26 protein-coding genes are annotated in these 24,337 nt (G+C 64.0%); 13 read left to right on the forward strand and 13 right to left on the reverse strand.

Annotated elements, in window-relative coordinates:
• The coding region (gene tnpA, locus F2P45_RS37485) for an IS66 family insertion sequence element accessory protein TnpA (RefSeq protein ID WP_441295253.1) at positions 1–165 on the reverse strand (165 nt) is incomplete at its 3' end.
• A 517-nt stretch (positions 166–682) separates the two neighbouring features.
• Here tnpA and F2P45_RS31900 point away from each other — a divergent pair.
• Together F2P45_RS31900 and F2P45_RS31905 are read left to right on the forward strand one after the other, a co-directional pair.
• Positions 683–2,605, forward strand: coding sequence for a M61 family metallopeptidase (locus F2P45_RS31900; RefSeq protein ID WP_166882240.1), 1,923 nt, complete (start codon positions 683–685; stop codon positions 2,603–2,605).
• Between the two features lie 139 nt (positions 2,606–2,744).
• Positions 2,745–3,095, forward strand: coding sequence for a hypothetical protein (locus F2P45_RS31905; RefSeq protein WP_166882241.1), 351 nt, complete (start codon positions 2,745–2,747; stop codon positions 3,093–3,095).
• Positions 3,096–3,206: 111 nt separating this feature from the next.
• Here F2P45_RS31905 and F2P45_RS31910 read toward each other — a convergent pair whose 3' ends face one another.
• The 6 genes from F2P45_RS31910 to F2P45_RS36855 form a co-directional block, all read right to left on the reverse strand.
• Positions 3,207–3,968 carry an alpha/beta hydrolase family protein gene (locus F2P45_RS31910; protein WP_166882242.1) on the reverse strand — a complete coding sequence of 254 codons (762 nt, stop codon included), beginning with the start codon at positions 3,966–3,968 and terminating at the stop codon, positions 3,207–3,209.
• Between the two features lie 127 nt (positions 3,969–4,095).
• A complete protein-coding gene (locus F2P45_RS31915) occupies positions 4,096–5,592 on the reverse strand; it encodes a Y-family DNA polymerase (RefSeq protein ID WP_166882243.1) in 1,497 nt (498 codons plus the stop codon).
• Positions 5,522–6,229 (reverse strand): translesion DNA synthesis-associated protein ImuA, encoded by a 708-nt coding sequence (gene imuA / locus F2P45_RS31920; protein WP_166882244.1) that lies wholly within the window; start codon positions 6,227–6,229, stop codon positions 5,522–5,524. Before imuA ends, F2P45_RS31915 begins: the two co-directional genes overlap by 71 nt.
• A 151-nt stretch (positions 6,230–6,380) precedes the next feature.
• A complete protein-coding gene (locus F2P45_RS31925) occupies positions 6,381–6,893 on the reverse strand; it encodes a hypothetical protein (protein ID WP_166882245.1) in 513 nt (170 codons plus the stop codon).
• A 124-nt stretch (positions 6,894–7,017) separates the two neighbouring features.
• Entirely contained in the window at positions 7,018–8,166 is a 1,149-nt protein-coding gene (locus F2P45_RS31930) for an extracellular catalytic domain type 1 short-chain-length polyhydroxyalkanoate depolymerase (RefSeq protein WP_166882246.1), read from the reverse strand.
• The gene (locus F2P45_RS36855) at positions 8,160–8,282 is read right to left on the reverse strand and encodes a hypothetical protein (protein WP_267877388.1); all 123 of its coding nucleotides are present in this window, start codon (positions 8,280–8,282) and stop codon (positions 8,160–8,162) included. Before F2P45_RS36855 ends, F2P45_RS31930 begins: the two co-directional genes overlap by 7 nt.
• Before the next feature lie 224 nt (positions 8,283–8,506).
• Here F2P45_RS36855 and F2P45_RS31935 point away from each other — a divergent pair, with 224 nt between their 5' ends.
• Positions 8,507–8,944, forward strand: a complete 438-nt coding sequence (locus F2P45_RS31935) for a PRC-barrel domain-containing protein (protein ID WP_166882247.1) — start codon at positions 8,507–8,509, stop codon at positions 8,942–8,944.
• 127 nt (positions 8,945–9,071) lie between these two features.
• Here F2P45_RS31935 and hrpA read toward each other — a convergent pair whose 3' ends face one another.
• On the reverse strand, positions 9,072–13,367 hold the full coding sequence (hrpA, locus tag F2P45_RS31940) for an ATP-dependent RNA helicase HrpA (RefSeq protein WP_229505414.1): 4,296 nt from the start codon (positions 13,365–13,367) through the stop codon (positions 9,072–9,074).
• A gap of 53 nt (positions 13,368–13,420) precedes the next feature.
• Between hrpA and argA the strand changes: the two genes are divergently transcribed.
• Both argA and F2P45_RS31950 read left to right on the forward strand, forming a co-directional pair.
• Positions 13,421–14,731 carry an amino-acid N-acetyltransferase gene (gene argA / locus F2P45_RS31945; protein WP_126074018.1) on the forward strand — a complete coding sequence of 437 codons (1,311 nt, stop codon included), beginning with the start codon at positions 13,421–13,423 and terminating at the stop codon, positions 14,729–14,731.
• A 35-nt stretch (positions 14,732–14,766) separates the two neighbouring features.
• On the forward strand, positions 14,767–15,039 hold the full coding sequence (locus tag F2P45_RS31950) for an oxidative damage protection protein (RefSeq protein WP_126074017.1): 273 nt from the start codon (positions 14,767–14,769) through the stop codon (positions 15,037–15,039).
• Positions 15,040–15,159: 120 nt separating this feature from the next.
• Here F2P45_RS31950 and F2P45_RS31955 read toward each other — a convergent pair whose 3' ends face one another.
• Together F2P45_RS31955 and rpiA are read right to left on the reverse strand one after the other, a co-directional pair.
• Positions 15,160–15,501, reverse strand: coding sequence for a hypothetical protein (locus F2P45_RS31955; RefSeq protein WP_166882248.1), 342 nt, complete (start codon positions 15,499–15,501; stop codon positions 15,160–15,162).
• Positions 15,502–15,588: 87 nt separating this feature from the next.
• On the reverse strand, positions 15,589–16,266 hold the full coding sequence (rpiA, locus tag F2P45_RS31960) for a ribose-5-phosphate isomerase RpiA (protein WP_166882249.1): 678 nt from the start codon (positions 16,264–16,266) through the stop codon (positions 15,589–15,591).
• 197 nt (positions 16,267–16,463) lie between these two features.
• On the opposite strand from rpiA, the gene F2P45_RS31965 reads away from it, so the two are divergent.
• The 3 genes from F2P45_RS31965 to F2P45_RS31975 are packed head-to-tail and all read left to right on the forward strand — an operon-like array spanning position 16,464 to position 18,419.
• Positions 16,464–16,829 carry a response regulator gene (locus F2P45_RS31965; protein ID WP_166882250.1) on the forward strand — a complete coding sequence of 122 codons (366 nt, stop codon included), beginning with the start codon at positions 16,464–16,466 and terminating at the stop codon, positions 16,827–16,829.
• A 2-nt stretch (positions 16,830–16,831) separates the two neighbouring features.
• Entirely contained in the window at positions 16,832–17,452 is a 621-nt protein-coding gene (locus tag F2P45_RS31970) for a chemotaxis protein CheC (protein WP_166882251.1), read from the forward strand.
• A gap of 1 nt (position 17,453) precedes the next feature.
• Positions 17,454–18,419 (forward strand): sensor domain-containing diguanylate cyclase, encoded by a 966-nt coding sequence (locus F2P45_RS31975; protein ID WP_229505415.1) that lies wholly within the window; start codon positions 17,454–17,456, stop codon positions 18,417–18,419.
• A 4-nt stretch (positions 18,420–18,423) separates the two neighbouring features.
• Here the strand turns inward: F2P45_RS31975 and F2P45_RS31980 are convergent, their stop codons facing one another.
• Positions 18,424–18,891: an Lrp/AsnC family transcriptional regulator gene (locus F2P45_RS31980; RefSeq protein ID WP_166882252.1), complete on the reverse strand. Its 468-nt coding sequence runs from the start codon at positions 18,889–18,891 to the stop codon at positions 18,424–18,426.
• A gap of 26 nt (positions 18,892–18,917) precedes the next feature.
• Here F2P45_RS31980 and F2P45_RS31985 point away from each other — a divergent pair, with 26 nt between their 5' ends.
• Genes F2P45_RS31985 through F2P45_RS32005 form a run of 5 tightly spaced genes read left to right on the forward strand, consistent with a single transcriptional unit; the run spans position 18,918 to position 23,302 of the window.
• Entirely contained in the window at positions 18,918–19,292 is a 375-nt protein-coding gene (locus F2P45_RS31985) for a hypothetical protein (protein ID WP_166882253.1), read from the forward strand.
• Positions 19,293–19,350: 58 nt separating this feature from the next.
• Positions 19,351–20,559, forward strand: coding sequence for an efflux RND transporter periplasmic adaptor subunit (locus F2P45_RS31990; RefSeq protein ID WP_166882254.1), 1,209 nt, complete (start codon positions 19,351–19,353; stop codon positions 20,557–20,559).
• Complete coding sequence (locus F2P45_RS31995) at positions 20,559–21,329, forward strand: ABC transporter ATP-binding protein (RefSeq protein WP_308613897.1); 771 nt, start codon at positions 20,559–20,561, stop codon at positions 21,327–21,329. The genes F2P45_RS31990 and F2P45_RS31995 overlap by 1 nt, the downstream gene beginning before the upstream one ends.
• Positions 21,326–22,549 carry an ABC transporter permease gene (locus tag F2P45_RS32000; protein WP_229505416.1) on the forward strand — a complete coding sequence of 408 codons (1,224 nt, stop codon included), beginning with the start codon at positions 21,326–21,328 and terminating at the stop codon, positions 22,547–22,549. The genes F2P45_RS31995 and F2P45_RS32000 overlap by 4 nt, the downstream gene beginning before the upstream one ends.
• A 6-nt stretch (positions 22,550–22,555) precedes the next feature.
• A complete protein-coding gene (locus F2P45_RS32005; protein WP_166882255.1) occupies positions 22,556–23,302 on the forward strand; it encodes a hypothetical protein in 747 nt (248 codons plus the stop codon).
• A 78-nt stretch (positions 23,303–23,380) separates the two neighbouring features.
• Here the strand turns inward: F2P45_RS32005 and F2P45_RS32010 are convergent, their stop codons facing one another.
• Positions 23,381–23,761, reverse strand: a complete 381-nt coding sequence (locus F2P45_RS32010) for a hypothetical protein (RefSeq protein ID WP_166882256.1) — start codon at positions 23,759–23,761, stop codon at positions 23,381–23,383.
• The gene (locus tag F2P45_RS32015) at positions 23,758–24,192 is read right to left on the reverse strand and encodes a hypothetical protein (RefSeq protein ID WP_166882257.1); all 435 of its coding nucleotides are present in this window, start codon (positions 24,190–24,192) and stop codon (positions 23,758–23,760) included. Before F2P45_RS32015 ends, F2P45_RS32010 begins: the two co-directional genes overlap by 4 nt.
• Positions 24,193–24,337: the final 145 nt, after the last annotated feature.

The following is a 24,337-nucleotide window of genomic DNA, read 5'->3' on the forward strand; positions in this document are numbered from 1 at the left end:
AAATGCTGGTGACAACTGCGCTTCGCCCAGCCGCCGCGCCCAGTAGCTGACCTGGCGCTGAGAGACACCGTTCTCAATAGCAAATGCGCGCTGGGACAGGCCGCTTGCCTGCCACCGTGCCACGCGCGCCTGCCACTCGTTAATTTGCTCCACATTTGCCACCATATTTCTCCTCGAAATTGAAGAAAGGAGTGTGGCCGCAGCGTTCAGGAATTCATAGATGGGTGGGCTGGATGCTTACGTTGGCGGTGCATGCAAGCGGGAAAGTAAATGGGCCAGTGTTGTGCCTATTGCCGGCGAGCCTACTGCGGCAAAGCGTCTCGTTTGCGTGTCGCTTCTTGTCTCGTTTTGTCTCGTTTTGTCTCATTTGGACAGCGGCGCGGGCCTTCGTTCAAACGAGACAAAACGAGACAAAACGAGACAAAACGAGACAGCGAAACGAGACAGCGAAACGAGACAGTTTGCCGCAGTGAGCCGTCCGGCAACAGGGACAACTCTCCGCCGTTTGCATAACCATTTGAAACTCACGGCCGCCGTCCCGGCACGCAGATCCTGATCGGTGACACCATGCTGCTTGTCCAGCAGACACGGCAAGCAGCGGGGCCGCAATACTTTTCGGTAGAATCATGTTCGCCTGCGAATACCCGCAGAAATTGCTGATCTTTACCGTATTGACGATCCCATGCCCCTTCCGCTTCGCCGCCGCCCTCTTTCGTCCGCCTGCTCGACCGTTTGCTCCCTGGCCCTGCTCGCCACGCTGGCCCTGCCCGCCCGCGCCGACGTGCCCGCCCCGCGCGACCTGCCCTATCCCGGCACCATCGTGCTCAAGGTCGACGCCACCAACCTGGGGCAGCAGATTTTCCGCATCCGCGCCACCATCCCGGCCGCACCAGGCCCGCTGACCCTGCTCTATCCTCAGTGGGTACCGGGCAACCACGGCCCCAGCGGGCCGCTGAACCAGCTTGCCGGCCTGCGCCTGTCGGCCGGCGGCAAGACCTTGGCGTGGACGCGCGACCCGGTCCACGTGCACGCCTTCCACCTCACCGTGCCCGAGGGCGCCACGGCGGTCGAGGCCGAGTACCAGTTCCTCTCGCCGGTCGAGCCGGCCCAGGGCCGCATCACGATGACCAGCGAGATTCTCGGCGTGCAATGGCAAGCGATGACCCTGTATCCGGCCGGCTACTTCAGCCGCCGCATCCCGGTCCAGGCCTCGCTCAAGCTGCCCGATGGCTGGCAGTACGGCACCGCGCTGGAAACGGCCGGGCGCAACGGCAACGACATCAGCTTCAAGCCGCTCGACCTGGAAACGCTGATCGATTCGCCCGTGTTCGCGGGCCGCCACTTCCGCCGCATCGACCTCGATCCCGGCGCCAAGGTGCCGGTGCACCTGAACATCGTGGCCGACAATCCGGAGAGCCTGGAAGCGAAGCCCGAACAGATCGCCGCGCACCGCGCGCTGGTGCAGCAGGCCGGCAAGCTGTTCGCCTCGCATCACTACAAGCATTACGATTTCCTGTTTGCGCTGTCGGACGAATTCGGCGGCATCGGGCGCGAGCACCACCAGTCGAGCGAGAACGGCGTCAAGCCCGGCTACTTTACCGACTGGGCCAAGACCGAACTCGGGCGCGACCTGCTGCCGCACGAATACACGCACTCGTGGAACGGCAAGTTCCGCCGTCCGGCCGACCAGGATGTGCCGAACTTCAACGTGCCGCTGCAAAACAGCCTGCTGTGGGTGTACGAAGGCCAGACCCAGTACTGGGGCAATGTGCTGGCGGCGCGCTCGGGACTGGTGTCGGCGGGCGGCATCCGCGACGCCATCGCCGCCTACGCCGCGCGCTACGACCATGTGCAGGGCCGCTCGTGGCGCGCCTTGCAGGACACGGTCAACGATCCGATCGTGCAGGCCCGCCGCGCGCTGGGCTGGAGCAACTGGCAGCGCAGCGAAGATTACTACGTCGAAGGCATGCTGATCTGGCTGGACGTCGACACCCGCATCCGCGAACTGTCCGGCGAGAAGCGCTCGCTCGATGATTTCGCGCGCACGTTTTATGGCGTCGACAATGGCAGCATCGGCCCGGCCTACTACCAGTTCGACGACGTGGTGCGCACCCTGGCATCGGTGCAGGCGTTCGACTGGGCGCCTTTCCTGCGCGCCAAGCTGGACGGTAATGGCGCCGGCGCGCCGCTCGACGGCCTGGCGCGCGCCGGCTGGAAGCTGGTCTATACCGACACGCCGACCGACGTCATCAAGGGCCAGGAAGAGCGCAGCAAGATGAGCGACTTCAGCTATTCGCTTGGCTTTTCCGTCAAGAACGACGGCGCCATCGAAGCGATCGCATGGGATGGCATCGGTTTCCGCGCCGGCTTGTCGGGCAACAGCACCATCGTGGCCGTCAACAACCGGACCTACAAGCCCGAGGTGCTGAAAGCGGCCGTGAAGGCGGCGCGCGACGGCAAGGCGCCGATCGAACTGCTGGTGCGCAAAGGCAGCAATTTCCGCACGGTGGCGCTCGATTACCATGGCGGCCTGCGCTATCCGCGCCTGGAACGCATTCCGGGTAGCCAAGACAGGCTCGACGCGATCCTGCAGCCGCGCCGCTGAACATGGTACGCTGAACACGGTGACTTGCCGGCCACGCCCGCCGGGCTGGTCCGGCATGCCGTCATCGCGCCGGCACGGAACGCGGTCCGGACGCAATGGCGCACAACCGGTTCACGCCGATGGTGCTATGCTGCGTTTTATGACTACCGATACCGACATCCAGCTGAGCGGCCCGTTCAAGGCCAGCGACAGCAGCAGCCGTTCCCACGACGTCAAGGCGATCCGCATTTTCGACGAGGGTTACGGGATTATTGACGTGTACGTGGACTTCGCCGCACCGATCGAGGGTGGGCTGTACAAGGACAAAGTCCTCGTCGGCAACATCATCGACCGCCTGCGCGCGCTGGGCTACGTAGGGCCGAACTTTTCGCACAGCGACCCTGGCCTGCAAGACCGCAAACTGATCGTGCTCGAAGCACCCGAGGAATTCAGCGCCTTCGCCAAGCTCAAGGGCTGGAAGAACCTGGCCGAAGAATTCGACGACGAATAAACCGCGTCCTTCCTTTCATGTAGAAACGTTTTACTGCCGCTTGTTAACAGCGGCAGCCTGCCTTCTCGCCTCGTCCCGTCTGGTCTTATCCCGCTTTCTCGTCTCGCCTCCTCAAGCGCTCACATAGCGCGCGCTCCACGCCGCGATCATGCCGGCCACCCACACCGCATCTTCCCTGCGCGTAAGCAAATGATCCGCATCATCGAGCGACACAAAACTTTTCGGATGCTTGGCCGCCTGGAAAATATGCAGCGCATTATCGATCCCCACGGTACGGTCGTGCGGCGAATGCATGACCATCAAGGGGCGTTTGAGACCGGCCGTGCTGAGGTTCAGATTCTGCTCGGCGGCATCGAGCAAGAACTGGCGCTTGATGGTGAACGGCCGCCCGGCCAGCTGCACCTGCGCTTCGCCCTCGGCTTCGATCACGCCGAGCTGCTCCCCGAACAGGTTATTGACATGCGATGGATCGCTCGGTGCGCCCACGGTCACGACCGCGCGCACCTCGGCAATGCTGGCGGCCGCAGCCAGCACGGCGGCGCCACCCAGGCTGTGTCCGATCAGGATCTCGGGCGCCTTGAGTGAGGTGCGCATGAAGGCGGCCGCAGCCACCAGGTCTTGTACATTCGATGAAAAATTGGTGTTCGCAAAATCGCCTTCGCTGGCGCCCAGCCCCGTGAAATCGAAGCGCAGCACGGCGATGCCATCCTCGGTCAGCGCCTGGGCGATGCGGCTGGCGGCGAACACGTCTTTGCCACAGGTAAAGCAATGGGCAAACAAGGCATAGGCGCGCGCCGGGCCGTCGGGCGCATCGAGACGGGCCGCCAGCTTGTGGCCATCGGCGCCGGGAAACTCTTGTTTTTCGCTGTGCATCCCTGCTCCTTATCAATAATGAATCCGAGCATCTTAACCCGGGATGCCGCCGTACCGGGCGCCGTACCGGACGCCGTTGCCGGGCGCCGTTACCGGACGCCGTTACCGGACGCCATCACCGGAGGCCTCAGCCAAACAAGCCGTGCAGGAACCAGCGCGGCGCGCGATCGCCATCGGTGCCGGCGATGCGTTCGCGATAGACCCAGTAATGGGCATGATCCTGTCCCTGTGCGATGAAATAGTCGCGCGTCTGCGACTGGCTCCACCAGCCCGCCTCGATGCGCTCCGGGGTGGACGCCATGCGCAGCGGCGAGCCGTAGAACGGCCGGTGGTCGCGCATCAGCAGCGCCACCGGCTTGGTCAGCAGCCAGGCTGGACGCGGCAGGCTGAGCACGTCCGGCGGCAACTGCATCTGCGCCTGCTGCGCCGCCTGTTGCGCCTTGCCCCGCGCCCGCTGCAGCGGTACCCAGCGGTTGGCCAGCTCGGGCCGGTAATCGGCGCGCGGAGCGGCCTGCAGCACGTTCTCGGGCCCCAGGCGCGCCACCAGCAGTTCGAGCATGCGCCACTGGTCCTGCTCGTTGCCGCCGGGCTCGGGAAACAGCGACTCGCTCGGCATGGCCATGGCCTGCACCTCGGGCGCTTCGAGCACCAGGCCGATCACATGCGCCTCCAGGGTCAGGCTGCCCAGGCGCTCGCGCAGCAGGCGCACCAGATGCTCGTCGCGCCAGGTGGGCTCGGCCAGGATGATGTCGAGCACGGTGGGTGCGCGCGCCACCCGCCCGCGCTCGTGTTCGAGCAGCAGCACGATGCGCCCCACCGCCAGTTGATGCGCGCACAGCCAGCCGGTCATTTGCAGCAGCAGGCTGTGGGCGCCGGCCAGCAGGGCGTCGGCCTGTTCGACCCGGTCGAACAATTCCAGCCGGGCCTGGAAGGTGGTGGGCGCGGCGATCCAGTCGAACAGCTCGGCCGTCATGCCGTAGGCCGCATCGAGCACGGCCAGCAAGTCGCCGCCGCAACGGCGCTGCAAGCCCGGACGCGGCAGGCGCCGCAGCTGGCCCAGCGACAGGCAGCCGATGCCGTCGAGCCAGATGGCAAACGGGCGCGCCGGCAGCGGCAAGGCGGCCGGCAGGCGGTCCAAACGGCGCTTGAGCGAGACCATGCCGAGCGCGTGCCCGGCCCTGCCGCGCGCCAGCAGCCAGGCCCCGCGCGCGGTCGGCGCGCAGCTCAGCTGGACGGTGAACCCGAGCGCGCGCAGGCTGGCGCGAATGCGCCGGCACAGCGCGCGCACCCCGCCGAACAGGCGCAGGCTGGCGCCCACGTCCATCAGCAAGGTCGCTTCTTCGGCCAGGGTGACCTGCGGCGTGTACTGCAGCAGCGCCATGGCCACCGCCTGCAGGGCGGCGGCCTCGCGCGCCGGCTCGCGCTCGTGCAGGCGGGCGGCGGGCAGCAGCATCAGCACGCCGCCGCGGCGCATGCCCACGCGCGCCCCACCCGCCAGCGCCAGCGCCGAGGCGGCCAGCACACGCTCGCGCTCCAGTACGACGCTGGCGGCCTCAGCCGACCAGTGCGGGCTGAACACGTCGAGCGGTAGCCGGGGCAAGTAGAGGCCGATCCAGAGTCGCATGGCGTTGGAGTAAAGAAGGAGTCAGGGGAAGGAACAGGGGCGCGTCGCGCTGCGGCCCCCGGCGTTTGACGAAACCGATGTCGAGCCCGCCGAGAGCCGGACGCAGGCTCAGGCGCAGCGGCGCGGGCGAGGCATCCTGCGCCGCTGCGAGCGGGCGCAGCAGGAAGAACAGGGCTTCGCCGCCCTGGGCCGCCAGATGCAGGCGGCGCAGCGCCTCGGGGCGGGCATGGCTGGCCCAGAACAGCAGCGCGCCGCAACTGCCGCTGCGCAGCACCTGTTCGGCCGCCCACAGGGCATCGGCATTGCGCGTGCTGCGCACCCAGATCAGCTGGGAGGGAGGCAAGCCGAGCGCGGCCAGTGCCAGCGCCTGCGGTGGATGGGGCGGCTGCAGCAGCACGATACGGCGTTCGGCCACCTTGGCCAGGGCTGGACGCAGCAGGCGCAATTCGCCGATGCCGCTCTGCTGCAGCAGCAATTCGACCAGGCAGCCGCTCGGCCAGCCGCCGCCGGGCAGCTGGGGCGACAGGATGGGGTGGCCGCTGTCGACGCAGCGCGTGCCCGCGTGGGCCAGCTGGGAAGCGCGCCACAGGGCGGGATGCAAAGTCTCTGGCGCGGCAAGAAAATCGGGGGAGTTCATGATGGGATCAACAAAGTACTGTATGTTTATACAGTACTCGCTGACTGCCAATTTGGCAAGTCCTATCGTGCGCAGCCTCTCCCCTCCCCCTATGAAAGACTGACATTCCGACGCAAAACTGCAGTAATTTCCTACAACCGGGGTCAGAGCTTTAATCAGAAACATTTTCAGAAACGCACACGGGCGCGGACTTCAACACAGCCTTGCGCATCCGCCCGACAATCGAGCGCGGGCCGCTGACCACGATCGCGCCGCGATGCTGCGCAATCCTGACCGCGCCCTCGTTCCAGCGCAACACGCGCGGCAGTTTTTGAAGATAAACAGCGCTGGCGCCGCTGCGCCGGTCTTGCACAGATCCCAGGCGTGCCAGCGTATCGAGCAGGCTCCGCATGCTTGCCGCACCAGCGGACGCCACGGAAAACCGCACCGGCAGGACCATGCATACCGACACCAGCGAGCCCAGGGACGTGCCGCACAGAAGCGCCGCCAGCGGCGGTGCCCCTTTCTGCCCCATCAAGAGCGCGTGCATCGGCAAGGTGCTCGCCAGCACGATAAGCAACCATGATCCCAGTTGCGACCAGGATTGAAACAGCAGCAGATAACGCCAGAGCGGGTGCGGATAGGTGAGCGCTGAAATGGCGCCATGGGACTGGGGAACGGACATCGAGGTCACTCCTGGCCGATGAGGGCGAGAAGGCTGAAGGCCCTTATCCAACCCATCCTAGCGTCCCAGGCATGCTCAAATATTGAACCAATTCAACATTTTTGCTTTTCCCAACAACCCAGCGTCAACGCCGATGCTTTCCAAAGAAATCGACCAGCATCTTGCTCGCATCCGGCCCCGCCGCCGAGTTGAACGACAGGCGCGCGTCGCCCCCGCTCCAGGCGTGCTGCAACTGGGCGATCCGGGCCACCCGCAGCATCAATTTGCGGCCCCGGTACACATCATGCAGCTGATACGGCAAGCCGCTGCGCCCACCGGCCTTGTGCGCCACCCGCACCGGCGCGGCCGGCGGCAAATCATTGACCAGCATCGCCTGGCGCCGCAAGTGCACCTGGTTGACCGGGCGTACCACGCGGTCGTCGTCGCCCTGGATCAGGATGGTCGGCATCGACGGAAACCCCGGACGCCGCTCGAGCACCTCGGCAATGGCGCTGTCGACCCGCGCGCCGTTACCGTGCTGCATGACCCCAAGCGCCCCGACCGTGCTGTGCCCGGCCCCGTACAGCGGCCCCGAATGCAGGCCCAGCCCGGCGAACAGCTCGGGATGGTTGAGCGCCACGATATTGGCCATGCCCGCCCCCGCCGACATACCGCAGATAAACACCCGCGAGCGGTCGAGGCTGTGGGCGGCCAGCACCTGGCTGATCATACCGACGAGCACCGGCACATCGCCGCCGCCCTGCTGGGTGGCGCGGTCGTACCACTTCCAGCAACGGTGCGGATGGGCGCTCAGGGATTGTTGCGGATACAGCACCGCATAGCCGGCTTTCTGCGCCATCTGGTTCATGCGCGTGCCTTGGGCGAACTGGGTGGCGCTCTGCTCGCAGCCGTGCAGCATGACGATCAGCGGCCAGCCCGAGGGCGGCGCGATGCCATCGGGCAGATACAGCCAGTAACTCATTTGCCGCAACACCTGCCCGGCCTGGCCGGCGTAGCGCGCGGTGAGCCATTTGCCGGGTGCCGGCGCGTCCTTGGCCGATGTCGCCGGCGCGGCGCGCGGCGCCGGCTTGGTTTTGGGCGCGGCTGCGGACGTGATGCGGGGTGTCGGCGCCGGCTTGGGCGCGGCCGCCGGTTTGGGCTTCGGTTTGGCGCGCACCCTGGGGGCCGGCTTGGGCGGCGCAAACAAGGCCGTGAGCAGGCGCGCCGCCGAACGTTGCTGCTTCTTGCCCACGCGCATCAGGCTGCGCAGCAAGGGGGCGCTCGACTTTACCATCGCAAGCGGACCATCACGCGTTGATGCAGGCGCGCCCGCAGAAACGCGGCGAACGAACGGGTGGGAATCGGCTTGCCGAGCGGGCCGGCGTGGGTGCAGCGTGGGTTGACGTCCATGGCGAAGGGCTCCTTTCGGCCAGCATAGCGTGCGCGCGCGGCGCCGCTCCGTGCGTTGCGCCGCTTAGCGGATCGGATGAACAAAAAAGCAACATCGGCCGACGTGGCGCGCGCACCGGCACCATTGAGGCAGATCAAAGAACAGCTTGCGCGAGACCCTAGTCTGTTTGCATAACGGACCGCGAACGGCGAGGTCCGCACACCCAAAAAACCAGGAGAACGACATGAGCTACATGGAGCGCGACAAATATGGGATGTACAAAGACAGCGCCGGCCCCGGCCCGGCCCTGATGGGCGCCGACACCCTGATCGGCGACAACGTGGTCAATTCCCAGGAGGATGACCTGGGCGAGATCAAGGAAATCATGCTCGACATGCGCAGCGGACAAGTGGCCTACGCGGTGCTGGCCTTCGGCGGCATGCTGGGGCTGGGCGAAAAACTGTTTGCGGTGCCGTGGCAGGCGCTGCATCTCGATACCGTCAACAAGCGCTTTGTGCTGAATGTGGAAAAAGAGCGCCTGAAAAACGCGCCCGGCTTCGATCCGGACGCCTGGCCGGACATGAGCGACATCGGCTGGGCCAGGCAGGTGCATGGGTTTTACGGCACCGACGCCAGCGGCATGCGGAGCAGCGGCATGAGTGGCGGCACTACGCTAAGTTAAGCGCCCCCAAACAAGCTCCGTCATTGGCAGAAATGACTTCCCGCGCAGGCGGGAACCCAAGGCATCTGTGCTGAGCGACGGTGCCTTGGATTCCCGCCTTCGCGGGAATGACGGAGCTTTAGCGGCATCAGCGCTGCATCGACTCCCACACCTTCTGCAGGCGCTTGGCCGAGACCGGCATTGGCGTGCGCAATTCCTGCGCATACAGCGACACGCGCAGTTCTTCGAGCATCCAGCGGAACTCCACCATCTTCGGATCGGTGTTCTTCCCCGCCAGGCGGTCGCGTGCGGCGCGCATGAAGTGGCTGGCGGACTGGGTCCACTCGGCCATCAACTTGGCGTCGCGCGCGGGGTCGGCACGCAGCTTTTCCAGCCGCACATTGATCGCCTTCAGATAGCGCGGGAAATGCGCCAGCTGCGCGTAATCGTTGTCGATCAGGAAGCGCTTGTGCACCAGCCCCTGCAACTGCGACTGCATGTCGGCCGCGGCCTGCGCCTGCACGCCTTGCAACTTCTTGGGCAAGCCGTGGAACTCGGTCAGCACCTGCGACACCAGCCGCGCAATCTCGTTCACCAGCAAGGTCAGGCGCGACTTGCCCTCATCCTTGCGCTTGTTGAACGAGGCCGCGTCGGTCGGCAGCGGATCTTGCAGGCAGGCGATATCGATCGCCTTCTGGATGATCTGGTCGCGCAACTCTTCCTGCGAACCCATGGCCATGAACTGCATGCCCATCTGCTGCAAGCCGGGAATGTTCTTTTCGATGAACTTGATCTGTTCCTTGAACTGCAGCGCGAACAGGCGGCGCAGGCCGATGCGGTGGGTGGCCGTGGCCACGGTCGGATCGTCGAACACTTCCAGGTCGCAGTGGGTCTGCTTGTCGACCAGTGCCGGAAAACCGATCAGGGTCAGCTTGCCCTGTACGATCTCCAGCAGTTCCGGCAGTTCGCCGAAAGTCCACGAGGTCAGGCCGGTATGCTGGCTGACCTTGGGCGCGGTCGGCTGCCCGGCCGCAGCCGCCACCGTGGACGACGATGCCGCCGCGGATGATGCCGACGATGCCGAGGTGGTCGCCGTCGCCTGCACCTTGCCCGGCGCCGCCGGGATGGACACTTCCGCCAGCTTCTGGAAGCTCTGGCGCGCCTGCCCGCCGAATTCGGCCTGCAAGGTTGCCAGGTTGCGTCCCATGTCGAGCTGGCGCCCGTGCTCGTCGATCACCTTGAAGTTCATGAAGTGATGCGCCGGCAGCGTTTCGGGCTTGAAGTCGGTGGTCAGCACCATCAGGCTCGTTTGCGTACGGATGTCGGCGATGATCGCGTCGATCAGGTCCCCGCGCCCGAACTTGCCCGCCTCGTGCACGCGCTCGCAAAAACGCGCCGCGAAATCGGGCAGCGGCACGCAATGGCGGCGCAGCTTCTGCGGCAGCGATTTGAGAAGCAGATGCACCTTCTCCTTGAGCATGCCCGGCACCAGCCAGTCGGCGCGTTCGCGCGGCAGCTGGTTCAGCGCAAACAGCGGCACCGCCAGGGTCACGCCATCGCGCAGGCTGCCCGGCTCGAAGTGATACGTCAGCTGCATCTCGATGCCGGTCACCGACATCGCCTTCGGGAACAACTCGGTGGTCACGCCGGCCGCCTCGTGCCGCATCAATTCGTCGCGGTTCAGGAACAGCAGTTTCGGTTCCTTGAAGGTGGCGTCCTTGTGCCACTTCTCGAAACCGGCGCCGTTGACCACGTCCGAAGGAATGAGCTTGTCGTAGAAGGCGGCGATCAAGTGGTCGTCCACCAGCACGTCGAGACGGCGCGACTTGTGCTCGAGATTCTCGATCTCTTTCACCAGCTTGTGGTTATGCGCGAAGAACGGCGCGCGCGTATCGTAGTCGCCCGCCACCAGCGCATCGCGAATGAAAATCTCGCGCGCTTCGGCCGGGTTGAACTGGCCGTAGTTGATGCGGCGCTGGCTGTAGATCACCAGCCCGTGCAGGGTCGCGCGTTCGGACGCGGTGACCTGCGCGGCGCGTTTTTCCCAGCGCGGCTCGCCCCAGGATTTTTTGAGCAGATGGCTGCCCACCCGCTCGATCCACTCCGGTGCGATGTTGGCCACGCAGCGCGCGTACAGGCGCGTGGTCTCCACCAGTTCGGCCGCCATGATCCACTTGCCCGGTTTCTTGATCAAGGAGGAACCCGGCCACACGTGGTACTTGATGCCGCGCGCGCCCAGGTAGCCGGCGCCCGGTTCATCTTCCGACTTGAAGCCGATGTTCCCCAGCAGGCCGGTGAGCAGCGCCGTATGCAGGTTTTCGTAGGTGGCCGCCAGCTCGTTCATGCGCCAGCCCTGCTCCTTGACGATGGTGAGCAGCTGCGAATGCACGTCGCGCCATTCGCGCAGGCGCACCTGCGACAGGAAGTTCGTGCGGCAGGTTTCCATCAGCTGGCGGTTGGTTTTCTTGTGCTCGATGGCCGCTTCGAACCACTTCCAGATCTTGATATAGGTGAGGAATTCGGACTTCTCGTCGGCGAACTTCTTGTGCGCCTCGTCGGCCGCCTGCTGGTGCTCCATCGGGCGGTCGCGCGGGTCCTGCACCGACAATGCCGAGGCGATGATCAGCATCTCGGTCAGGCAGGCGTTTTCCAGCGCGGCCAGGATCATGCGCCCGACGCGCGGGTCGAGCGGCAGCTTGGCCAGCTTGTGGCCCAGCGGGGTCAGGTCGTTCGACTCGTCGACCGCGCCCACTTCCTGCAGCAGCTGGTAGCCGTCGGCGATGGCGCGGCCCTGCGGCGGCTCGATGAACGGGAAGGTCTCCACATCGGTCAGGTGCAGGGACTTCATGCGCAGGATGACCGCCGCCAGCGACGAGCGCAGGATTTCCGGCTCGGTGAACTTGGGGCGCTGCAGGTAATCGTTTTCTTCGTACAGGCGGATGCAGACGCCGTCGGCCACGCGGCCGCAGCGGCCGGCGCGCTGGTTGGCGGCCGACTGCGCGATCGGCTCGACCTGCAACTGCTCGACCTTGTTGCGGAAGCTGTAGCGCTTCACGCGCGCCAGGCCGGCGTCGACCACGTAGCGGATGCCCGGCACCGTCAGCGAGGTTTCCGCCACGTTGGTGGCCAACACGATGCGGCGCGCATTGGTGATCTTGAAGACCTTCTCCTGCTCCTCGACCGACAGGCGGGCGAACAGCGGCAGGATCTCCACATGCGGCGGATGGTGCTTGCGCAGGGCCTCGGCGCAATCGCGGATTTCGCGCTCGCCCGGCAGGAACACCAGCACATCGCCCGACCCGAGGCGGCACAATTCATCGACGCCGTCGACCACCGCGTCCATCAGGTCGCGCTTGTCGCGCGCCGCCTGCGCCTTGGGCATCGGTTTGCCCGCCGCAGGGGGAGGCGTCGCCGTCACCGGATCGCGGTCGACCGGGCGATAGCGCACCTCCACCTTGTACAGGCGGCCCGAGACTTCGATCACGGGCGCGAGCTTGTCGCCGTTGGCGAAGTGGCGCGCAAAGCGGTCGGCGTCGATGGTGGCCGAGGTGATGATCACTTTCAGGTCGGGACGGCGCGGCAGCAGCTGCTTCAGGTAGCCAAGCAAAAAGTCGATGTTCAGGCTGCGCTCGTGCGCTTCATCGATGATGATGGTGTCGTAGTTTTTCAGCAGCGGGTCGGTCTGGGTTTCGGCCAGCAGGATCCCGTCCGTCATCAGCTTGACCGAGGCGCCCGGTTGCAGGGTGTCGGTAAAGCGCACCTTGAAGCCCACGTGCACGCCCAGCGGCGTGCCCAGTTCCTGCGCGATGCGCTTGGCGGTGGACGACGCGGCGATCCGGCGCGGCTGCGTGTGGCCGATCAGGCCTTTCTGGCCGCGTCCCAGTTCCAGGCAAATCTTGGGCAGCTGGGTGGTCTTGCCGGAACCGGTTTCGCCGGAGACGATGATGACCTGGTTTTCCAGCAGCGCTTTGGCGATGTCCTGGCGCCGCCCGGACACCGGCAAATCCTCGGGAAAGGTAATCGGCGGCAGCGGCGTGCGGAACACTTCACGCGGCGCGCGCGCGGGGCGTTCGCCCGGGGCACGAACGCCCGGGGCACGAGCGCCCGGGGCACGAACGCCCGGGGCACGTTCGCCGGCCGCCTGGCCTTCGCGCGGTGGGCGCGGAGCACGCGCCGGACGCTCACCGGCCGGCTGGCCTTCGCGCGGCACACGTTCAGCGGTCGGCTGGCCGTCGCGTGGCGGCCGTGGCGTACGCGCCGGACGTTCACCGGCCGGCTGCCCTTCACGCGGCGCACGCCCGCCGCCCGGCTGGCCTTCGCGGGGCGGACGCGGCGTACGCGCCTGGTCCGGACGCGCGGCGGATTGACCCGCCTCGCTGGCATGACGGGGCGTGGCGACAGGTGGCGACGGCGGTGTGGAAGGCTTGTTACTCTGTTCTGACATTGTTTTTACATGAATTTAGCGCGCAAGTCGCGCAGCGAATTATAATGCGCCAAATGGAAACCCCTAACCAATTCGTCCAATGGCTGCGCTCAGTCGCGCCGTACATCCACGCGTTCCGTGGCAAGACCTTCGTGGTCGCCTTTCCGGGTGAACTCGTCACCGCCGGCGCGCTGCCGGTGCTGGCCCAGGACTTGTCGCTGCTGGTCGCCCTCGATATCCGGGTGGTGATCGTGCACGGCTCGCGTCCCCAGGTCGCCGAGCAGCTCGCGCTGAGGAACGTGGAAGGCCGTTTTCACAACGGCATCCGCATCACCGACACCGCCGCCCTCGAATGCGCGAAAGAAGCGGCCGGCGAACTGCGGCTCGACATCGAAGCCGCCTTCAGCCAGGGTTTGCCCAACACGCCGATGGCGCACGCCGCGATCCGCATCATCTCGGGTAACTTCGTCACTGCGCGCCCGCTCGGCGTGATCGACGGGGTCGACCTCGAACTGACCGGCATGCCGCGCAAGATCGCCGCCGAGACCATCCACGCGATCCTGGCCACCGACAGCCCGGTACTGCTCTCGCCGCTGGGCTTCTCGCCGACCGGCGAAGCGTTCAACCTGACCATGGAAGACGTGGCCGTGTCGGCCGCGATCGCCCTGCACGCCGACAAACTCGTGTTCATCACCGAAACGCCGATGATGCTCGACGAAGGCGGCGCCGAAATCCGCGAACTGTCGTCGCACCAGGCCGAAGCCGTGCTGCAGGCGGGCTTCTTGCCGGCCGACGCCGCGTTCTACCTGCAGCACGCCATCAAGGCCTGCAACAGCGGCGTGCCGCGCGCCCACATCGTGCCGTTCGAAATGGACGGCTCGGCCCTGCTCGAACTGTTCACCCACGATGGCGTGGGCACCATGATCAGCCACGAGAACCTGGAAAGCCTGCGCCGCGCCACCATCGAAGACGTCGGCGGCATCATCAAGCTGATCGAACCGCTGGAAGCCGACGGCACCCTGGTCAAGCGCGGGCGCGAACTGATCGAACGCGAGATCGACCAGTTTTCGGTCATCGAGCACGATGGCGTGATCTTCGGCTGCGCCGCCCTGTACCCGTTCCCGGAATCGAAAATGGGCGAAATGGCCTGCCTGACCGTCAACCCCGAAGTGCAGGCCCAGGGCGACGGCGAGCGCATTCTCAAGCACATGGAAAACCGCGCCCGCGCGGCGGGCCTCAAGCAGCTGTTCGTGCTGACCACGCGCACCTCGCACTGGTTCCAGAAGCGCGGCTTCAAGCCGGCCACGGTAGACGCGCTGCCCAAGGACCGCCAGCATATGTATAACTGGCAGCGCAAATCCCAAGTGCTGATTAAGTCTCTATAATCACGCCTTTCCACTTATCCGCTTGAGGAGTACACATGGCCCGCACCGTCCATTGCGTCAAACTGAACAAGGAAGCCGAAGGACTCGACTTTCCACCTTACCCGGGCGAGCTGGGCAAGAAAATCTGGGAAACGGTCTCGAAAGAAGCCTGGGCCGCCTGGCTCAAGCACCAGACCATGCTGGTCAATGAAAACCGCCTGAACCTGGCCGACCAGCGCGCGCGCAAATACCTGGCCACGCAGATGGAAAAGCACTTCTTCGGCGACGGCGCCGACGCAGCGCAAGGCTACGTTCCACCGGCCGACTAAAACCCAGGCCGGTGTCGGCCGGTGTCTGTCGGCCGGTGCGGCCGGTGTCAGGTCTGACACCGGCGTTTCGACACCGGCGTTTCGACACCGGCGTTTCGACACCGGCGTTTCACCCCACGTTTAAATCGCTCTGCACTGACGCAATTCGCACTTGGCCTGGTAAATCGTGCGGTTGTCGCACACCATGCGGTACACCTCGACCGGACCCGGCGGCGTCATCAGGCCGGCACCCACGCCGCCTGTGCAACCTTGCTTCTTGGCCATGTTTTCCACCGTGACCGACGAAATACCCGGACGGAACGCGACATGCGCGATCGGCTGGCCCTTGGCGTCGAGCGCCGGCGCTTGCACGACGGCCAATTTCACCGGCGCTTGCCGCACCGCGACATTTTTCTTCCCGACCGACGCACAGCCGCCCAGCACCACCGCCACACACGTCACCGCCAAAAGCAATCGCTTCATGTTATCCCCGTCGTTGAACTATTTCTTTAACTGCATGTTGAACTGCATGTTTGATCGATGTCTTGCCGCATCGATGTCGTGTACCGATTAAAACGTCAGCGTCTTCACGCCTTCGCTTGTTCCCAGCAGGCACACATCGGCCCCGCGCTGGGCAAACAGGCCGACAGCGATGACGCCGACGATCTGGTTGATCTGTTGCTCCAGCGCCAGCGGATCGGTGATCGACAGACCGGCCACGTCGATGATCTCGCCGCCGTTATCGGTGATGAACGCTTGCTCGCTGCCCGCTTTGAGGCGCAGGCGCGGCTGGCCGCCCAGGGCCGCCAGGCGCCGCATCACGGCCGCGCGCGCCATCGGCAGCACTTCGACCGGCAGCGCAAAGGCGCCCATGGTCTGCACCAGCTTGGAGCCGTCGGCGATGCAGACGAACTGGCGCGAGACGGAAGCGACGATTTTTTCGCGCGTCAGGGCCGCCCCGCCGCCCTTGATCATGGCGCCGCTGGCGGTGATTTCGTCGGCCCCGTCGATGTAGACGGCAATCTCGGTCACGTCGTTCAGGTCGTACACGGCAATGCCGTGCCCGCGCAAGCGCACCGCAGTCGCTTCGGACGAGGCCACCGTCCCCTTGATGCGGTCTTTGATGGTGGCGAGCTCATCGATAAAGAAATTGGCGGTGGAGCCCGTGCCGACGCCGATGATCTCGCCGTCAACCACGTAGGCAATCGCGGCGCGCGCCACGGCTTGTTTCAATTCGTCTTGAGTCATGTCAAAAAATGGGGAGAAAATGGAAGAATGCCCTTATTTTAACGGATCACACCCCGCCAATACACCTTTACCGCCCCTTTTTGTTGCCATGTCGCATGAACGTAACCCTGTGGATGGCACGCCTGCCCCGTTTTACCTATACGGCGTGGGAAACTATGCGAAAATGCCTCGGTGCATAGATTCTCTGGGAAAGTGACATGAACGAAACGAAAACGGTCCTCGTCATCGATGACAGCCGGGTATCGCGGCTGATGGCGCGCCAATTCATCCTCAGCAAGCAGCCCGGCTGGCAGGTGGAAGAAGCCGGCACCGGCGAAGAAGGGATCGAGAAGGTCAAGAACCTGTCGCCCGTGCTGATCCTGATCGATGTCAACATGCCCGGCATGGGCGGCCTGGCCGCCGCCGAGCATCTGCGCGCGGCTTGCCCGGCCGCCCATATTTCCCTGTGCACCGCCAACGTCCAGAACGCCACCCGCAACCGCGCCAACGAACTGGGCATCGGATTCCTGGAAAAGCCCATCACCGAAGCGCGCATCCACGCCCTGATCGGCGCCCTGGAGTGAACATGTTCAATCTCAGCGAACTGCAGCACGATGCGCTGGTCGAAATCTTCAACATCGGCGTCGGCCACGCGGCCAAGTCGATGAGCGAGATCGTCAATGAAGAAGTGACGATGTCGGTGCCGTCGATCAGCTTCCTGAATCGTGCGGAAGCCGCTGAGATGCTCGGCAACAAGGAAAGTGCCCGTGTGTGCGGCGTCAGCCAGCATTACGAAGGCGCGTTCAAGACCGAAGCGATCCTCATGTTCCCCGAGGACAAGAGCCTCGACATCGTGCGCCTGATGGTGGGCGAGTCGGTGCCGCTCAAGGAATTGACCGAGATGGAGCAGGAAGCGCTGAGCGAAATCGGCAATATCATCCTCAATTCCTGCGTCGGCACCCTGGCCAATATTTTCGCGCAAGAACTGAGCGGTTCCCTGCCCGAGTACCACGTCGGCACCAGCGAAGAGATCCTGAGCGCCACCGGCGGCCAGGGCGACACCGTGGTACTGATGCTGCATATCGACTTCATCCTCGAAAAACACCAGATCCACGGCTATGTGGCCTTCATCCTCGACCTGACCGCGCTGCAGGACCTGCAAGACCAGGTCGACCGCTACCTTGCCAAGATCATGGGTCCGGCCTGACATGGCCAACGCCGCGGCACCCGGCCAGGGCATGCTCGAAAGCGTGCTCGGCGCGATCAATCTCGGTACCATCGTGCTCGACCACGCGCGCCGGGTGGTGGTGTGGAACCGCTGGATGAGCCAGTATTCCGACTTGCCGGCCGATCAGGTCGTGGGGCAGGATTTTTTCGTGCTGTTCCCCGAGCTCAACGGCAAGCGCATCGACAGCGCGGTACGCCAGGCGCTGCGCGACAATTTTCCATCGGTGCTGTCGCAAACCTTGCACAAGGCCCCGTTCGACCTGTTCGTCAACGCCGCCGCCCGCGCCGCGGGCGAGCGCATGCAGCAGGCGGTGGCGGTCACGCCGCTGGAAGTGCCGGGGCTGGCGCGGCATTGCCTGATCCAGATTACCGATGTGAGCGTGGCGGTGCACCGCGAACGCCTGCTGCGCGACCAGGCGCTTGAATTGCGCTCGCAGACCTTTGCGGATGGCTTGACCGGGATTGCCAACCGGCGCCATTTCGATGTGGCGATGGAAAAGGAAATGCGCCGCGCCAAGCGTTCCGGCACGCCGCTGTCGCTGCTGATGATCGATATCGATTCGTTCAAGCCGTACAACGACCATTACGGACACCAGCAGGGGGACGACACCCTGATCAAGGTGGCGCACGCGCTGGCCGCCATGCTGCAGCGGCCGGCCGATCTGATCGCGCGCTATGGCGGGGAAGAGTTCGCCGTGATCCTGCCCGAGATGACGCCCGAGCACAGCCAGGTACTGGCCGAGAAGATGCGCGAGCGCATTGCCGCCCTGGGAATTCCGCATGCCAAGGCCGAGCTGACCGACTATGTGACGGTGAGTATCGGGCTGGCGACGCACGCGCTGGAGCATCCGAGCGATATCGCCGTGTTGCTGGGAGAAGCGGACCGGGCGCTGTATATGGCCAAGGGCGCCGGGCGAAACCGGGTGGTGCGCTTCAGTGCGGCGTAGGCGGTTACGGCTCCGGCGAATAACTGCGCTTCAACACCCGCAACACAAACGTCGACCGGCTATGCCGCAAGCCCGGCAGCTTGTACAGCCTGCGCCGTAAAAACGCTTCATACCCCGCCGTGCCCGCCACCGCCACCTTGATCAGATAATCGTACTCCCCGGTCAGCAGATACGCCTCCAGCACCTCCGGCATGTCGGCCAGTGCCTGCCCGAAGCGCTCGAAGGTATCGTCGTCATGCCGGTCCAGGGTCACCTCGATCATCACCGTATCGGGCACGCCCAGCGCCTGCTGGTTCAACAGCACGGTATATCCCTCGATCACTCCGGCCTCCTCCATCTGGCGCACCCGGTTCCAGCACGGCGAGGCCGACAGTCCGATGCGCTCGGCCAACTGCGTATTCGCGATCCGACCATCGCGGCGCAGCTCGCGCAATATTTTGCGGTCAATCTCGTCAAGTTCGGCAGCATTCATGGCTTTTCGCACCTCAAAGGAAGAAATTGAACGATATCACATCTTCCACAGAAGATTCTTCCACCAGCAAGGAAACCAGCGGCCACGTCGAAAGCCTATTCCGCCTCTCTCCCGCTATCCTTTCAGGCATGAACGATAGCCACCTGCCCCTGCATTTTTCCGTCCCCAAGACGGCCACCCTGGACACCCTCGAAGCCGTGCTCGCCATCGCCCGCCGTGGCGGCCTGCACCTGGCCGCACTCGAACTCGACAGCAGCGCCGCCGACGATGTCGTCTTCCTCAAGCTGCGCGCCATCGACCCCGACCTGCTCGACCTGTTCATGACGCGCCTGCACAACGTGATCGAGATCATCGATATTTTCCCCAGCCAAGAAAAAGTTGCACGTATGCATGTTGCTTAATTAGCATAAATGGCGGACACTACAACGTCGCGCAGCCGCGCCAGCCTTGTCGAAGCCCATGCCCATATTCACCCGGAAACGCGTAGCCATTCTGATCGCCGTGATCGCTGCCGGCGCCGCCGGCGCCGCTTACCTGCAATCGAAAAAACCGCCGGTAATCCCGGAGTCGCGCTACCGCTCGGCGCTGGTCGACACCGGCACCATCACCCAGACCGTCACCGCCACCGGCACCATCAACCCGGTCGCCCTGATCAATGTGGGCTCGCAAGTCTCGGGCACCGTGGTCGAGCTCAAGGCCGACTTCAACGACCACGTGAAGAAGGGCCAGGTGCTGTTGAAGCTCGATCCGACCATCTTCAACGCCCAGATCCGCCAGGTCGAAGCCGGCCTCGCCTCGGCCGAAGCCTCGATGCGCCTGGCGCAAGCGAACTTCGAGCGCAACGAACGGCTGGTGGCGCAGAATTACGTGTCGAGCCTGACGCTCGACCAGTCGCGCCGCGAGCTCGACGTGGCCAAGGCCAACATCAAGCTGTCCCAGGCGCAACTGGCGCGCGCCCAGGCCGACCTGGACAACAGCGTGATCCGCGCGCCCATCGACGGCGTGGTCATCAAGCGCACCATCGACCTGGGCCAGACGGTGGCGGCCTCCTTCACCACGCCGAACCTGTTCCAGATCGCCAAGGATTTGACCAAGATGCAGATCGACACCAGCGTCTCGGAAGCCGACGTTGGCGCGCTGAAAGATGGCCAGCCGGCCCACTTCGTGGTCGACGCCTACCCCGACCGCGAATTCGCGGCCAGCATGCGCCAGTTCCGGCTGGCGGCGAACGTGGTGCAGAACGTGGTCACCTACAACGTCGTGCTCGACGTCGAAAACAAGGAAGAATTGCTCAAACCCGGCATGACGGCGCAGGTGCGGCTGGTGGTCGGCAACCGTCCGAATGTGCTGCGCATTCCCACCGCCGCGCTGCGTTTCCGCCTGAGCGACGAGGAACTGGAAAAGGAACAGAAAAAACAAAAGGCCAGCGGCAAGGCCCCGGCCATTGTTCCAGCGCCGGCCGAGGAGGACGATATCGCCTTCCGCAGCAAGAGCGAAACGGCGCGTATTTTCAAGGTCTACAAGCTCGACGAGACGAACGAAGCCAAACCGGTCGACATCAAGATCGGCCTGTCCAACTTCCGCTACACCGAAGTGCTCGCGGGCGAGCTGAAAAAGGGCGATAAGGTCATTACCCGCGCCAACGCCAGCGCCAAGAGCGAGTTCTGATGCCGGCGCCAGAATCGGCGACGCCGCTGATCGATATCCGCCAGGTCACGAAAAGCTATTTTTCGGGAAACATGGAAACCCAGGTGCTGTTCGGCATCGACTTGCTGGTGCCACGCGGCGACTTTCTGGCCGTGATGGGGCAATCCGGCTCGGGCAAGTCGACCCTGATGAACATCTTCGGCTGCCTGGACCAGGCCACCGGCGGCACCTACCTGCTTAACGGCATCGACACGCTCACCCTGTCGCGTGCCGAACTGGCAACCGTGCGCAACCGGACCATCGGCTTCGTGTTCCAGAGCTTTAACCTGATCAAGCGCATGAGCGTGGCCGAAAACGTCGCCTTGCCGCTGATCTACGCCGGCGTTTCGCGCGCCAAAGCCCATGCCAAGGCCCTGGTCGAGCTGGACCGGGTGGGCCTGGCCGATTACGCTAAACGTACGCCAAATCAATTGTCCGGCGGCCAGCAGCAACGGGTGGCGATCGCGCGCGCACTGGTGGGCGACCCGCCCCTGATTTTGGCGGACGAGCCGACCGGCAACCTCGATACGCAGACCAGCGTCGAGATCATGCGCTCCTTCCAGCAACTCAACAGCGAACGCGGCATCACCATCCTGCTGGTCACGCACGAGCCCGACATCGCCGCCTACAGCAAGCGCCTGATGCGCCTGAAAGACGGACGCGTGCTGTACGACGGCCCCGCCGCCGACGGCTTGCGCGAACTGGCGCTGAGCCACGAGCAGCAGGCGCGGGCGCACGGAGACGCGCCATGAATTTCTTCCAGGTCGTGATCGAAGCGTTCCGCTCGATGAGCGCGAACCGCCTGCGCACCGCGCTGACCATGCTCGGCATCATCATCGGCATCACCTCGGTGGTGCTGCTGCTGGCCCTGGGCGACAGCATGCAGCGCTTCATCGGCAAGGAACTCGAAGCGCTGGGCACCAACATGCTGTTCATTTCGCCGGGCGGCAACCGCGCCGCGGCCCAGCGCATGCGCGCCGGCGCCGCGCCCGCCTTGACCCTGGCCGACGCGGCCGCCCTCAATTCCCTGTCCAGCCTGGCGGGGGCCGCGCCGGCGCTGCAGGGCGGCTTCAAGCTCGCGGTTGGCAACGAAACCTCGTCCAGCAGCGTCAGCGGCGTGACGCCCGCGATGTTCAAGATTCGCAACTGGAAGATGGAACTGGGCAGCGTGTTCAGCGAAGCCGACGTGCGCGCCGCCTCGCGCAGCGTAATCATCGGACACAAGGTGGCCGATCAGTTCTTCTACAAGATGGACCCGTTGGGCAAGTATATCCGCATCGAAAACGTCGCCTTCCAGGTGGTGGGCGTGCTGCATGGCGAAGGCAAGCAGATCGACGGACCGGACTTGTCGGAACTGGTGCTGGTGCCGATCACCGCCGCCCGCGCCCACCTGATCCGCAACCCCTTCCCCGACAATGTGCATTACGTCGTGGCACAGGGCAAATCGGATGGCAACTTGCAGGACGCCATCGAAGACATCAACGAAACCTTGCGCGACCGCCATCACATCAAATTCGAGGAGCCGGACGACTTCCGCATCGACAACCTGGCCTCGTTTGCCGAGACCGCCGGCAAGATCAGCGCCGGCATCGCCGCCCTGCTCGGCCTGATCGGCGCGATTTCGCTGGTGGTGGGCGGGATCGGCATCATGAACATCATGCTGGTGTCGGTGACCGAGCGCACGCGCGAAATCGGCATCCGCATGGCCATCGGCGCCAAGCCGCGCGATGTGCTGCTGCAATTTCTGACCGAGGCGGTGGTGATTTGCCTCGCTGGCGGCGTGGTCGGCATTGCCATTGCCATGGGACTGGCGGCGGCGATCACGGCCAGCGGCAAGTTCGACGTGATGATCAGCCTGTCGGCGGTGATCGTGGCCTGCGGCTTTTCCAGCTTGGTGGGGGTGTTCTTTGGTTTCTACCCGGCACGGCGCGCCTCGCGCCTGTTGCCGGTCGATTGTTTACGTTACGAATAGACTTTGATGAAATTGACATTGCTGATTGGCGTGATGCTGGCGACCGGCGCCGCTGCCGCCCAGGACGCCGAGGCGGTCAAGGCCGAGGCCGTGGCCGTGAAGGAGGTCGACACGGTGCAGGTCAACGCCTTGCGCGATCCGGATTTCAAGACCTACCAGGCGTTCGTTGCCGGGCTCGATGCGTTCGACGCCAGGCACACGCTGGCGCCGGCAGCGGCACTGCGCTTCCTGCTGCGCCCGAGCGCGCCGAACGCCAGCATCGAGGGCGTAACGATCCGCATCGCCGGCAACGAGACCAATATTGCGATACCGCTGGCGGCCGATGGGACGTTCGTAATGCCGCGCAGCCAGGCGGCGCTGGACGAGGAAGCGGAAATCATCCTCAACCGCAAGAAAGGCAGCTTCCGCTGGCGCCCGCACGTGCGCACGCCGGACGTGCCCGCGAACGCGCGCCGGCTGGGCGATCTGCGGCTCGAATGCGAGGTGCGCTGGGCGGTGGACCGCAAGGACCTGTCATTCGTCAAACGCTCGATGATCAGCGTGCTCGGCGGGCCGTGCAAGACGGCGCGCGTGCATGTGATGCAGCTGGCGCCGCGCGCGCTTGCCGGGTATCGGATGGTGGCGGGAGAACGCAGCGAGACTGCGCCGGCCGGCGCGGTGAAGGATGACAGGATGACGTATGTGGTGCCGCTGCATGATGCGAGCTGGCCGGATGATGCGCTGGTAGAGTTTGAGTTCGGCGGGGAGAAGTGATTTCTGGCGCGGCGAGCGGACATGAGCGGTTGAACTACAGAGATACTCCCGCGCCATCAATAACCAGTTGTGCTGCGTTCATTCTTCAAAATCAACATACGCATGCCTGACACCGTCAATGACGATTTCTTCATAAACTTCGCGTGGAGAGCCGGAAATGGTTAAGCTGAATTCAGCCAACACCTTTTCGAATTCCGGTGTCAACAATCGCTCACGAACAGCATGTTTTAGGGGCAGTTCGGAGAAAGGCAGTGGTAGGTGAACAGTCCTGGCCATAACCTTTTCACAAAGAGGGACGACCCATTTCCAAACATTGTTCTCATCTTTATCCGGATCAATATTTTTTCGAATATAGTCCAGTAGCGCTATTGTCTCGCGCTTTAATCGTCTCTCATCGATTTCAGCATATCGATATGTATCACCCAATAGCTTAACCAATCTTCTTTTTGTTAACTTCATGGTAATTTTCCAATCACAATAGGAGCAGTAAAATCGCGGCGGTTTGTGATTAACGTTTGGACACCTCCGCCTGGCTGCCGATATCCATTTTGCACAGTGGGAGCAATTATTGATTCAAACACGGTTACTGGCTTGGTCGCGACAACCTCGACGATATCAAATCGAAGAGTTTGCTGACTTTCTAGCGGAATACCGATGCGGTCAGATATTTGATCATAGCTCATTTTCTTCAAGCTGGATATTTCGTCTTTTGTAGCAAAAAACGCAGAGTACTGCCCCGGCATCTTTCCTTCAGGGACAACTTTATATAGAACATCCCCTGGAACTAAATCGATTGCTTTGGGCAGCGTGGATCCACTTTCAATCAACTCTTCCGCCATACGTGCTGAAGAAGAAAAATCCATCCCTTGAGAAGTATATGCATTAATCAACCTGCGACCTTCAGGCGTCGTAACTATTCAGCCGCTATGCAACTGATGGGATAGGCGCGCCGACAAATGCGCGCTGTAGCACTGCGAGCATGTTGTGGCCCTGTTTTCGCAGGGTATCGAGGCAAGAACGGATGACGCAGAAATG

Origin of the sequence: Massilia mucilaginosa (genome assembly GCF_011682145.1) — a bacterium.
Taxonomy (GTDB): Bacteria; Pseudomonadota; Gammaproteobacteria; order Burkholderiales; family Burkholderiaceae_D; genus Telluria_A; species Telluria_A mucilaginosa.